The 11,700-nt window shown below is 69.9% G+C and carries 10 protein-coding genes; 6 read left to right on the top strand and 4 right to left on the bottom strand.

What is annotated here, in order from left to right; translation table 11 throughout:
• Positions 1-118 precede the first annotated feature (118 nt).
• A complete protein-coding gene (locus tag OQ968_RS10750; protein WP_324677514.1) occupies positions 119-1,222 on the top strand; it encodes a sulfite oxidase in 1,104 nt (367 codons plus the stop codon).
• An 11-nt stretch (positions 1,223-1,233) separates the two neighbouring features.
• On the opposite strand, the gene OQ968_RS10745 is transcribed toward OQ968_RS10750, so the two are convergent.
• Both OQ968_RS10745 and OQ968_RS10740 read right to left on the bottom strand, forming a co-directional pair.
• Positions 1,234-1,866, bottom strand: coding sequence for a hypothetical protein (locus OQ968_RS10745; protein WP_324677511.1), 633 nt, complete (start codon positions 1,864-1,866; stop codon positions 1,234-1,236).
• A gap of 107 nt (positions 1,867-1,973) precedes the next feature.
• Positions 1,974-2,783, bottom strand: coding sequence for a SigB/SigF/SigG family RNA polymerase sigma factor (locus OQ968_RS10740; protein ID WP_324677510.1), 810 nt, complete (start codon positions 2,781-2,783; stop codon positions 1,974-1,976).
• A 415-nt stretch (positions 2,784-3,198) separates the two neighbouring features.
• Here OQ968_RS10740 and OQ968_RS10735 point away from each other — a divergent pair, with 415 nt between their 5' ends.
• From OQ968_RS10735 to OQ968_RS10720, 4 genes are read left to right on the top strand one after another with little or no spacing between them, the layout of a single operon-like run.
• Positions 3,199-4,143, top strand: coding sequence for an SDR family NAD(P)-dependent oxidoreductase (locus OQ968_RS10735; RefSeq protein WP_324677508.1), 945 nt, complete (start codon positions 3,199-3,201; stop codon positions 4,141-4,143).
• A gap of 39 nt (positions 4,144-4,182) precedes the next feature.
• Positions 4,183-5,418, top strand: coding sequence for an NAD(P)/FAD-dependent oxidoreductase (locus OQ968_RS10730; RefSeq protein ID WP_324677506.1), 1,236 nt, complete (start codon positions 4,183-4,185; stop codon positions 5,416-5,418).
• On the top strand, positions 5,415-5,996 hold the full coding sequence (locus tag OQ968_RS10725; protein WP_324677504.1) for a DUF4389 domain-containing protein: 582 nt from the start codon (positions 5,415-5,417) through the stop codon (positions 5,994-5,996). Before OQ968_RS10730 ends, OQ968_RS10725 begins: the two co-directional genes overlap by 4 nt.
• A gap of 12 nt (positions 5,997-6,008) precedes the next feature.
• Positions 6,009-6,629 (top strand): class I SAM-dependent methyltransferase, encoded by a 621-nt coding sequence (locus OQ968_RS10720; RefSeq protein ID WP_324677990.1) that lies wholly within the window; start codon positions 6,009-6,011, stop codon positions 6,627-6,629.
• Positions 6,630-6,633: 4 nt separating this feature from the next.
• Here the strand turns inward: OQ968_RS10720 and OQ968_RS10715 are convergent, their stop codons facing one another.
• Together OQ968_RS10715 and OQ968_RS10710 are read right to left on the bottom strand one after the other, a co-directional pair.
• Positions 6,634-9,141: an ABC transporter permease gene (locus OQ968_RS10715; protein WP_324677502.1), complete on the bottom strand. Its 2,508-nt coding sequence runs from the start codon at positions 9,139-9,141 to the stop codon at positions 6,634-6,636.
• Entirely contained in the window at positions 9,138-9,878 is a 741-nt protein-coding gene (locus OQ968_RS10710) for an ABC transporter ATP-binding protein (RefSeq protein WP_420715885.1), read from the bottom strand. The genes OQ968_RS10715 and OQ968_RS10710 overlap by 4 nt, the downstream gene beginning before the upstream one ends.
• Before the next feature lie 319 nt (positions 9,879-10,197).
• On the opposite strand from OQ968_RS10710, the gene OQ968_RS10705 reads away from it, so the two are divergent.
• Positions 10,198-11,607, top strand: a complete 1,410-nt coding sequence (locus OQ968_RS10705; RefSeq protein WP_324677500.1) for a wax ester/triacylglycerol synthase family O-acyltransferase — start codon at positions 10,198-10,200, stop codon at positions 11,605-11,607.
• Positions 11,608-11,700 lie beyond the last annotated feature (93 nt).

The raw sequence follows: 11,700 nt of genomic DNA, 5'->3' as shown, positions 1-11,700 counted from the left end.
CATAACAGCCCCTCCCGCCGCACCTACAAGCCGGCCTTGTGGGATCTCGTGCGGGCGCAAGTAAAGCTTGTGATCAATAAGCCATCCGACCGAGCAGAAGACGGTGACAATGATCGCCATGACGAAGCCCGCGGCGCTGTGCGGCAAGCGCGACGACATGATCGTGCGCGGGCAGCTGCCGTACAACGCCGAGCCACCGGCCGCGGTGTTGGCGAGTGGCGCCATCACCCCGATCGATGCGTTCTATGCGCGCAATCACGGCCCGTTCCCCGACATCTCGCCGCGGCAATGGCGGCTGCGGATCGACGGGCGCGTGGACGAGCCGCTCGTCCTGACCTACGACCGGCTGACCACCGAGTTCGACCGGCACAACGTGGTGGCGACGCTGGCATGCGCGGGCAATCGGCGGGCCGAGCTGCTGCGGGTGCGGCCCATCCCGGGCAAGGAGCCATGGGCGCACGGGGCGATTTCGACCGCGGAGTGGGGCGGCGTGCGGCTGTCGGACGTCCTGGCGGCCGCGGGTGTGCACCGCGACGACGGCCTGCACGTGGCGTTCGAGGCCCCCGACGTCGCCCCGGAGGCGCGGCCCGTCCAGGCATACGGCGCCTCGATCCCGCTGAGCAAGGCGCTGTCGCAGGAGGTGCTGCTGGCGTTCCAGATGAACTCCGAGCCGCTGCCGCGCGCCCACGGTGGACCGGTCCGCATCGTGGTGCCCGGCTACGTCGGCGCCCGCAGCGTCAAGTGGGTGACGGGCATCCGGGTGCAACCGGGACCGTCGGACAACTACTTTCAGGCCCGCGACTACCGCATCCTGCCGCCGGAGGCCGACGCGGACGCGGCCGCCCCGGGCGAGGGCATCCCGCTGTCCGCGCTGGCCCTCAATTGCGACATCCTCGACCCCACCGACGGCGACCGGGTGCCGGCGGGTGAGCTGACCATCCGCGGCTACGGCATCGCCGGCGAGGGCCGCAGCGTCGAGCGCGTCGACGTCTCCGTCGACGACGGCCTCACCTGGCGGCAGGCCGACCTGCACCGGGCGCCCAGCGAGTGGTCCTGGCGGCCGTGGTCGCTGACCGTCGCGGTCGAAAGCGGGCCGCTGAGCATCGTCGCGCGCGCCTGGGACGACACCGGCGCGCTGCAGCCGGAGTCAGCGGCGTCGCTGTGGAACCCGCGCGGATACGGCAACAATGCCTGGGCCCGCGTCCCCGTGCGGGTGGTGTGACCGGCGGCGGCTCAGCCGCCCAGCCCCTTCTTGATCGCCGCGGCTTGCTTCTGGCCGACATCGTTGACGAAGTCGTCCGGTGGCAGCGAGTCGGTCGGCCCGTCGAATTCCAGCGTGACGAACGCCCGGCCCTCGGTGAACAGCAGTATCAGCACGCCCTTGGACCTGTCCGGCGCGTTCCCCGACAGCGTGGTCGCGCCGGTGCCGACGTTCGCGGTGCCCGTCTGCGGGTTGTTGATGCCGCTACCCGCCGACGCCTTTGCCGCGTTCAATGCGTTCGTGGCGGCGGCGGGGTCGCTCAGCACCTGGATGGTGTCCTTGATGACGTGGCTGCTGTCCTGGGTGCTGAACGTCGTCGCGACGCCGGGTTGCCCGTTCGGGTTGTTGACCGGCGGGCTGGCCGTGAACTGCTCAGGCGCGTTGATGTCGCTCGCCTGGATCAGCAGCCCGGCGTAGTCGGAGGGCTGCACCGGCGCCGAGGAAGCCGGCCCTGAGCTGCTGGTAACCGAGGTGCCCGACCCCGACTTGGTCGTCGAGCCGTGCCCCGGGCCGGTAGACGTCTTGTTGCCGCCACATCCGGTCACCGACACCGTCAGCGCAGTTGCCGCTGCCACGCCGGCGACCACCATCCGGGAAATCCTCATCGCACTTGCTCCTTCCGGGCTGCTCGTGGCGACACGTTCGACTTCGTCCGCCCGAACCGCACAGTACAGTGCGCGTGTCGATAAAGGACCCGGTGGCGACGGGCGGGTTACTCGAGTTGGTCCCGCAGCGATCGCAGGGTGCCGGCCAGGATGCGCGAGACCTGCATCTGTGACACCCCGATGCGCTCCGCGATCTGGCTTTGGGTCATCGATTCGAAGAACCGCATATGCAAGACCTCGCGTTCGCGCCGCGGCAGCGCGGAGACCAGCACGCGCACCGCTTCCCGGTTGGTGATGTGCTCGATCTGCGGGTCGATCGCGCCGAGCGCGTCGGCGACCAGTCGCGGCTTGTCGGAGCCGTCCCCACCCAGGGGCGCGTCCAGGGACTCGAGCTGGTAGGCGTCGCCCGCGACGAGGCATTCGATGATCTCCTCGCGGGGAACGTCCAGCGCCTGCGACAGCTCCGAGGCGGTGGGCGCCCGGCCGAGCGTCTGGACCAGCTCACCCGTCGTCCTGCTGATCTGGATGTGTAACTCGCGCAGCCGGCGCGGGACGCGCATGCCCCAGCTGTAATCCCGGAAATAGCGCCTGACCTCGCCCATCATGGTGGGAATCGCGAAACCGATGAAACTGGGTCCCTTTGCCGGGTCGAACCGGTTGATGGCGTTCATCAGCCCCAGGCGCGCCACCTGGGTCAGGTCGTCGAGGCTTTCGCCGCGGCGCCCGAAGTGACGGGCCACGTGGTCGGCCAGCGGTAGGCATCGGGAAACGATGCGTTCCCGCTGGCGCCGGTATTCGTGCGATTCCGCGGGCAGCTGCCGCAGAGCCAGAAACATGCCGACGACGTCGTCGTAGGAATCGTCGGATTGCGTGGTGGTCGCCCGGGCGGGGCGGGGTGGAGCAATTACGTCGGTCATCTGCTGAACCGCCTCCTGCAGACTCAGCTAGTGGCGAAAACGCTTGCGCGCGAACGCGTTTGTATTGCCGGCAGCCACTCCTTCCGAGTGACGTCGACGAGACTGTGCGCGCAGTCGTCTACCACTACACCCGTTTCCATACGGGTCGGTTGTCAACAGCACACGCGGTGCTGGGGAGGGTGACCGGAGGTTCATCGCCGAAGCCACGCAAGCCCTGCAGCCGTGTGGGCTGATTGGCCGCTTTCCGCTAAACGGCGACGTGTCCAGAACGGACGTCGCCTCCGATACTACCGCCTGACGCGGGTGCCCGCGATCGCCGGTTTCGGTTCGCCGCTCACGGGCGGTGACGGTCGTGCCGCCGCCCTTGCACCGGGCGGGTTCTCGTTTCAGCCGCCGACTGGGTACTGTACGGCTGATGTGCATCAGGCGCGCCGAGCCGCCCACGCCGCCGGGCCATCGAGAAGCGGGCTCGCACAACGTATTCCGGGGTCTGCTGGCCGGGCGTGGTGCGGTGGTGTCGGGTGGCAGCCGTGGCATCGGGCGCGCGGTCGCGGAGTTGCTCGGTGACCTCGGCGCCGGCGTCGTGGTCAACGGGCGCGACGCCGACGCGGTGCAAGAGACCGTCGTGGCGATCACCGCGTCGGGAGGCCGCGCCACCTCCGTGGTCGGGGCGGCCGACGACGAGGGCGTTGCCGCTGCGCTCGTCGAAGAATGCAGGACGGCGTTCGGACGGCTGGACATCCTGATCAACTGCGCCGGGATCGCCGAGCCGCCGGGTTCCTCGATCCTGAGCATTTCGCCCGCCGAATTCGACCGCCTGATCGGCGCGCACCTGGGCACGGTGTTTCACACCTGCCGGGTCGCGGCCCGGGTCATGGCGGATCAGGGGCACGGGGCGATCGTCAACACCAGCTCCGTGGCGTTTCTCGGCGACTACGGCGGCACCGGCTACCCGGCGGGCAAGGGCGCCGTGAACGCGCTGACGATGGCCATCGCCGCGGAACTGAAGGCCCATGGTGTGCGGGCCAACGTGGTGTGCCCCGGCGCGCGGACGCGGCTGTCGACCGGCGCCGACTACGAGAAGCACATCGAGGACCTGCACCGGCGCGGGCTGCTCGACGAGGTGACCATGCGCGCATCCCTGGACAGCGCGCCGGCTGCGTTCGTGGCTCCCGTCTACGCCTACCTCGCCAGCGACTTGGCGCGTGACGTGACGGGTCAGATCTTCGTTGCCGCAGGCGGATTCGTCGGCCGCTTCGATCGGCCGACGCCGCGTGTGCTGGGTTACCGCGACCACCACGACGCCGAACCGTGGTCGATCGCCGACGTGCACGAGATGGTCAGCGCGGCCACGCGATGAGCGCTTGAACCGATTCGCGCGCGGTTACGTTTTCACAGAGTGACGAGCGCAAGCTTGGAACCCGGCCGGCCGCTTCGGGTCCTTGTCGTCGGCGCCGGCGTGAGCGGGATTTCCGTGGCCAGGGGATTGTTGCGGGACGGCCACGACGTCACGGTGTTCGACCGGCGCGCGGACACGCGGGCGGGCGGCGGCGCCGTGACCACCTGGTCCAACGGCGAGACGGTGCTGCGGCAGCTCGGCGTCGACATGGACGGGGCCGGTCAACTGCTTTCCAGCGTGCAGGTGATGACGTCCCGCGGTCACCGCATCGCCACGGTGGACGTGGCCGCGGTGGTGCGGCGGCTGGGGGCGCCCGTCCGGATGGTTCCCCGACAGGTGCTGCAGGAAAGGCTGCTGACCGGGTTCCCGGCCGATCGCATCCGGTGCGGCGCCCGCGCGACGAGCGTCGCCGCCACATCCGACGGCGTGCGGGTCGGATTCGGCGACGGCAGCGTGGCCGAGGGCGACCTGCTGATCGGCGCCGACGGGCTGCACTCGATGGTTCGGGACGTCGTCGGGGCGCGCACCGCGGAACCAACGGGGTGGTGCAGCTGGCAGGGACTCGTCGACGTTCCGGAGCTGCCCGACAACAGCGCGGCGCTCATCGTGATCGGCCGAAACGGAAACACCGGCGTGTGGCCGGCGGGCGGCGCCACCGTGCAGTGGTGGTTCGACCTGCCGTGGTCGGATGACTTCGTGCGGCCGCGCAGCCCGATCGAGGTGATCCGGTCCAATTTCGGCGGCTGGTCCGATTCGGTCGACCTGGTGCTCGCGAAATTGACCGACGACGATCTGGCCGGCTCGCCGTATCCGCACTTTCGGCACCCGATTCCCCGGCCGGTGGAGGCCGGCGCGGTGACGTTGCTCGGCGATGCCGCGCACACCATGCCGCCCACGCTCGCGCAGGGCACCAACCAGGCCCTGCTGGACACGATGGTGTTGTGCAAGGCGCTTTCGGGCTTCCGCGCGGGGACGACCAGCAACGGCGCCGGCCTCTCCGGCGCGCTGCGCTGGTACGAGAACACCCGGCGACGTCGGGTGAGGGCGGTGTCCCGGGTGGCGTCGCTGCAGGTGGCCCACGGCGAGGGGGCGCTGCGGCCGGCGACGTTGATCTCGGACCGGTTGCACACCTGGGCGCTGACGACGTTCTTGCGCCTGACCAGCCACCGCCGCATGTCCATCGAAATCGACCGCGGCCTCGGCGCCCGCAGTGCTATCCCGGCCTGCCGGCCATGACCGTACGGGTCCGGTGCGATTTCGACGCGCCGTCGCGCTGGCTCTGGCTCGTCAAGTGGTGTGTGCTGGCCGTTCCGCACTACCCGATATTGATTCTGCTGTACCTGGTGTTTCCGCCGCTGACGGTCGCGGCCGGCGTCGCGATCCTGTTCACCGGGCGCTATCCGCGGCCCATCTTCGACTTCAACGCCGGGGTGCTGCGTTGGTCGTGGCGGGTGATGAATTATCGGTTCCCGATGAACAGCACCGACAGGTACCCGCCCTTCACCCTGAAGGCCCGGCCGTACTACCCGGGCGATCTTGAAGTCGACTATCCGGAGCGGCTCAGCAGGTGGGCGGTGCTGGTGAAGTGGTGGTTGCTGGCGCTCCCGCAGATCCTGCTGTGCTGGGCGATGGAACCCCTGCTGCAGGTGCTCACCGTCATCGCCGCGGTGGCCCTGTTGTGCACCGGGACGATCCCGCCGGGAATGTTCGATCTGCTCATGGGCATCGTTCGGTGGCGCTACCGGGTGGCGGTGTATGTTTCGCTGATGAGCGACGAGTATCCGCCGTTCCGAATGGATCTCGGCGGTCGATGAGCCAGGTAGCCGATAACGCGCGATAATCCCTTGTTCCCCTACGTATATCGGTTGGGGCAGCCATTCTTCGACCGTCTGTTCTACAACCGGTATCGTCGCGCGGCAATCGCACACGCGACCGGTCGGTTGCTGATGGTCGGTCTCGGGCCGGGGACCGACTTGAAGTTTCTGCCGCCCGCGGTGACCTCGGTCGCGGCCGTGGAGCCGGTGGCCGCGTTCCGGCGGATGGCGTCTCGTCTCGCGGCTCGCCACGGCATCGAGGCCGACATCGTCGGCGGGACCGGGGAGTCGATCCCGTTCCCGGACAACAGTTTCGACTCGGCCCACGTCGGGCTGGTGCTGTGCTCGGTGGACGATGTGGCCGCGACGCTGAGCGAGATCCGCAGGGTGCTGGTGCCGCGAGGCAGACTGGTCGTCCTCGAGCATGTCCGAGGCGAGGGCGCCGTGGGTCGATTCCAGGACCTGGTCGCCGGGCCCTGGTCATGGCTGGCCGGAGGGTGCGAGCCGAACCGCCGAACCGCGGACGCCATTAGGGCGGCCGGCTTCGATATCGGGGGACTGCGCCGCATCCGGACCCCGGTGCCGTTCCCGTGCAAACCGCATCTGCAGGGATTCGCCACGCTGGTGGAATAGTCCGCTATTCGACGCTCACCGCTTCGATGATGTTCAGCCGGGCCGCGCGGCGGGCGGGCGGCGCCGAGCCGAGCAGGCTGATCGCCAGTGCGCCGAGGGTGAAGGCGACCGCCATCGAACTCGGCCGAAACGCGACCTGGAAATTCATCATGTCGCCGCTGACGAGGCTGAACAGCCACTGGTCCGCGCACCCGAACGCCAGGCCCAACGCGCCGCCGACGACGCCGATGCCGGTCGCCTCGACCAGCACCATCCGCAGGGTGAATCGTCGGCTGGCTCCCATCGCCCGCAGCACACCGATTTCGCGGCGTCGTTCCAGCACCGAGAGCGTCAACGTGTTCAACAGCGCCACCGCGGCCACGAACACGACGATGATCCACACGGCGTTGGCGATGAACATGCTCTGCCGCATCGGCGCCTCGAGGCCCGCGAGCTCGGTGCGGCCGTCGTACACATGGTTCGGCGCGGGCACCGCGCGGCGGACGTCGGCCAGCAGGCGGCCGGGATCCACACCCGGGGCGGCGGTGATCTGCAGCGTGGTCGTCACCGGGCGGTCGAACCAGGCCCGCAGTTGATCGAGCCCCATCCCGACCGTGCCGATGACCGTCGAGAAGTACGGCACCAGCGCCAGCACCGTCGCCTGCTGCGGGCCGTGCGGCGTTTGCATCCGCAGTTGGTCGCCCACCCGCACGTGCAGCACCGTGCCCAGGTTCGCCGACAGCGCCACGCCCCGGCCGCCGAGCACCTGCTCGCGCACCCGGTCGTCGAGCGCGCGGAAGAGCGGGTCGGCGGTTCCGGCGGTGAACCCGTCGAGCATCACCCGCGTGCTTCCCACTTGGGCGAATCCGAACGCGCCCTCGGTGACGCGGCCGGCGCCCGGCAGCTCGGCCAGCTTTTCGGAAAGGCCTTGCGGCAGCGCGTCGGTGGGGAAGCTGTCGGGCGGATTCGCGCTGACCCACACGGGGACATCGGCGACCGGGGCGAAGATGCGTCTCGCGGATTGGATCATGTCGTTGTTCGTGCCGGTGATCGCGACCGTGGTGACGACCGCGATCAGCACGGTCATCACCGTCGCCCACACCCGCCGCGGGGCGCGCTCGATGGTCGCCGCCGCCAGCGCCCCGACGGCGCCGAAGGCTCGCGCCGTCGCGGCGGCGGCGTTGACGATGGGCACGGTGAGGGCGAAGCCCAGCGCGACCTCGGCCGAGAACACCGCCGCCATCGCGACGAACGCCACCACGCCCCGTTGCGTGATGACCGCGAAAAGCGCCACCGCGAACACGACGACGGCGCCGACCCCCGTCGCGATCCGCAACCAGCGGGGCACGCGGTCCGCCGCGGAAACCCCGACCGGCGCCAGCGCCTCGATCGGTGCGACCTTGTACACCTGCCGCGCCGCCATCGCCGCTGCGATCACACTGGTGAGCGCGGTGGCCGCGACGGCGACCGGTATCGCGTAGCCGGGCAGCCAGTACTCGACGCGCGCCTCGAGCCCCTGGGTCATGGCCGGCGGCAGCCGGCCAATGGCGATGCGGCCCAACATAATTCCGGCGGCCGACCCGATGGCCCCGCCGATCGTTCCCAGGATCGCCGCCTCGGCGAGCATGTCGCGAACGATGACCGTGCGTCGGCCGCCGATCGCGCGCAGCATCGAGATGACCGGCCGGCGCTGGGTGATCGCCATGGTCATCGTGGTGTAGATCAGGAACGCGCCGACCATCAGCGCGACCATCGCGCCCATCAGGGCCATGTAGTTCATCAGCTTGACGCCGTCGCCGGCGCGGGTTGCCCTCATGCTGGGGTCGGCGACGATGGCCCGGCCGTTCACCGCGGCGCCGACCGCGGCGCGCACCCGGGCCGGGTCGACGCCGGGTTTGACGGTGATCAGGATCGAGTCGAGCCGGCCCTGACGCCCGGTGACGCTCTGCGCCAACGCAAGTGGGGCAAGCACGTAGTGCCCGCCGTTGAGGGCGGCGGCCCGCTTGCCGTCGAGCACCTCGGTGACGGTGACAGAACCCGAGCCGAGCTGGAACGTCTCGCCCCTGGCGTGACCGATGCCCGGCCCGACGCGGACCCCGTCCGGCGGACCGGGCGGCTGTCCCGTTGCGCCGCGGTTCAACGCGTCCTTGAGGGCGCCGCCCAGCGCCGCGATGCGGTCGTCGGCGCCGAACAGCAGGACCGGGCCCGACGTCGTGGACGCCGACGTCCGGATCATCGGCGCCGCGACCGCCACGCCGGGAACCGCGGCGACGTCGGAGGCCACCGCGTCGGGAAAACCCGCGTCGGTGATGCCCGACACCTCGATCGAGGCGATGCCGGCGATCCCGTCGGCGAGGCGGTTGACCGAACCGGTGATCGATCCGAAGATGCCGAACACCGCGACCAAATACATTGCGGACACGGCCATTACGGCGATCGACGCCATCGTGCGGCGCCGATGCACGGCGAGTTCGCGCAGGCTGAACACGCGCAGCCGGCTCGCCGCGGCGCCGATCGCGGGCCCCGTTCTCACACCAGCACCGCCGAGCGCTCGGGGGTGACGACCCGACCGTCCTGCAGCGCGATCACCCGATCGGTCGCCTCCGCGGCCTCCGGGTTGTGGGTCACCATCACCACCAGCCGGCCGCGGCCGGGCTCGTGCGCCACCTCGCGCAGCAGCGCCAAGATCGATGCGCCCGTCGCCGAATCGAGGTTCCCGGTCGGTTCGTCGGCGAGAATCAGCGGCGGGTCCATCATCAGCGCGCGCGCCACCGCAACCCGCTGCATCTGGCCGCCGGACAGCTCCGCGGGCCGGTGCTCGGCCCGGTTGCCCAGCCCCACCCGCTCCAGCAGCCGCATGGCATCCGGTTTGGCCCTGCCCAGCCGGACCCCGTCGAGCAGCTTCGGGACCGCCACGTTTTCCCACGCCGACAGCGTCGGCAACAGGTTGAAGAACTGGAATACGAAGCCCACCCGGTGATGGCGAAACTCCGACTGCTGCTCGTCGCCGAGGTGGGCGATCTCGTCGCCGTCGAATTCGATCGACCCGGAATCGGGGGAGTCCAATGCGCCGAGCAAATGCAGCAGGGTGCTCTTGCCCGCGCCCGACGGCCCGACCATCGACACGAACTGCCCACCCTCGAGCCGCAGGCTGACCCTGTCGAGGGCGCGCACGGTCTGGCCGCCGACCCGGTACTCGCGCACCACGTCGAGCAGGTCGATGGTCAGCAGTTTGTGCTTGGGACCGCGGGTGTCGGCTCGTCTGGACATGATCCTCCCGCGGGTGGCCCCAAGCCGCTGATGTCGGAGCCGCTGATATCGGGGATAACGAGTTCTGGCCGCGATCGGTTCAGCAAGCTGTTGACGGCGGGCCGCCGGCGGCGAGGTTTAGCCTCCCCGCCGTCCGGGGAACACCGTGCGCCATCGACTGAGTGCGGGGCGCACCCGGGAGTTCGTCGTGCCCGATGCACGCCGGCGCCCGCGATATCTGCCGCGAAAAACGTTGTCGGGGTGTGGATCTCCACTTTTGCGCCACCTAAACTCGCTACGGGGGCAGACAGTTCCCGAAGTCCTGGTCGAGCAGGCGGCTATGGAACGGCTGAGTGGACTTGACGCGTTTTTCCTCTACCTGGAGACGCCGACACAGCCACTGAACGTGTGCTGTGTCCTGGAGCTGGACACCTCGACGATGCCGGGCGGCTACACGTATGGCCGATACCGTGCCGCGCTGGCACAGTGCGTGAACGCGGTGCCGGAATTCCGGATGAGGCTCGCCGACACCCAGCTGAACCTGGATCACCCGGTGTGGGTGGACGACGAGAACTTCCAGCTCAGGCACCACCTGCATCGGGTCGGCGTGCCGGCGCCCGGCGGCCGCCGCGAGCTGGCCGAGATCTGCGGCTACATCGCCGGACTGCCCCTGAACCGCGACCGCCCGCTGTGGGAGATGTGGGTGCTGGAAGGCGGCGCCCGCGGTGGCACGCTGGCGGTGCTGCTCAAGGTCCACCACGCCGTCGTCGATGGCGTTGCCGGGGCGAATCTGCTGGCGCAGCTGTGCAGCCTGGAGCCCGGCGCGCCGGCGCCGCGTGCTGCCGCCCGGGGCGCGGGCGGCGGCAACCCGCTGCAAATCGCGGCGAGCGGGCTGATGGGCTTCGCGATGCGGCCGTTGCGGTTGGCGACCGTGCTGCCGGCGACGATGCTGACGCTGGCCCGGACGGCTCTTCGCGCCCGCGACGGCCGCACCATGGCCGCGCCGTTCTCGGCGCCACCCACGCCGTTCAACGGCACCGTCAGCGCCTACCGCAACATCGCCTACACCCAGCTCGACATGCGCGACGTCAAGCGGGTCAAGGACCGCTTCGGGGTGACCGTCAACGACGTGGTGGTCGCGATGTGTTCCGGGGTGTTGCGGCGATTCCTGCTCGAGCGCGGCGAGCTGCCCGCCGACCCCCTGATCGCCACGGTGCCGGTGTCGGTGCGTGGCAAGTCCGGCCGGCCCGGGCGCAACCAGACCACCTGGATGTTCTGCCGGCTGGAGACCCAGATCGGCGACCCCGCCGAGCGCATCCGCAAGATCGCCGCCGGAAACGCCGCCGCGAAGGACCACACCGCGGCGCTGGGCGCCAACCTGCTGCACGACTGGACCCAGTTCGGCAACCCCACCATGTTCGGCACCGCCATGCGGATCCTGCCGCGGATCCCGATCAGCCACGGCCCGGTCTACAACCTGATCCTGTCGAACGTGCCCGGCCCGCAGGCCCAGCTGTACTTCCTGGGCTGCAAGCTCGACGCGATGTATCCGCTGGGTCCGATCCTCGGCGGCGCGGGACTCAACATCACCGTCATGTCGCTCAACGGGGCGCTCGGCGTCGGCATCATCGCCTGTTCCGAGCTGCTGCCGGACCTGTGGGGGATCGCCGATGCTTTTCCCGACGCGCTCAAGGAGCTGCTGGAATGCCGCATCGGCCGTTCGGAGGGTGGGGTTCCGCCGGATTCCTGAGCCGGGCTGCCCGATGCCGGGGTGGTTGCTGACGTTGCGCGTTACGGGTGTGCGGCGGGCTCCCGCGTCCTACGCTGTGCGGGACCTCAGGAG

Origin of the sequence: Mycobacterium sp. 663a-19, assembly GCF_035616495.1 — a bacterium.
GTDB lineage: Bacteria > Actinomycetota > Actinomycetes > Mycobacteriales > Mycobacteriaceae > Mycobacterium.
The sequence above is the reverse complement of the archived record's forward strand: the minus strand, read 5'-3'. Positions and strand labels throughout refer to the sequence as shown.

What these genes read in the sequence shown, in the direction of transcription:
- OQ968_RS10740 (WP_324677510.1), bottom strand. Translation starts at nt 2,783, where the DNA reads ATGACCGACGTAATTGCTCCACCCCGCCCCGCCCGGGCGACCACCACG.
- OQ968_RS10745 (WP_324677511.1), bottom strand. Translation starts at nt 1,866, where the DNA reads ATGAGGATTTCCCGGATGGTGGTCGCCGGCGTGGCAGCGGCAACTGCG.
- OQ968_RS10710 (WP_420715885.1), bottom strand. Translation starts at nt 9,878, where the DNA reads ATGTCCAGACGAGCCGACACCCGCGGTCCCAAGCACAAACTGCTGACC.
- OQ968_RS10705 (WP_324677500.1), top strand. Translation starts at nt 10,198, where the DNA reads ATGGAACGGCTGAGTGGACTTGACGCGTTTTTCCTCTACCTGGAGACG.
- OQ968_RS10725 (WP_324677504.1), top strand. Translation starts at nt 5,415, where the DNA reads ATGACCGTACGGGTCCGGTGCGATTTCGACGCGCCGTCGCGCTGGCTC.
- OQ968_RS10735 (WP_324677508.1), top strand. Translation starts at nt 3,199, where the DNA reads ATGTGCATCAGGCGCGCCGAGCCGCCCACGCCGCCGGGCCATCGAGAA.
- OQ968_RS10750 (WP_324677514.1), top strand. Translation starts at nt 119, where the DNA reads ATGACGAAGCCCGCGGCGCTGTGCGGCAAGCGCGACGACATGATCGTG.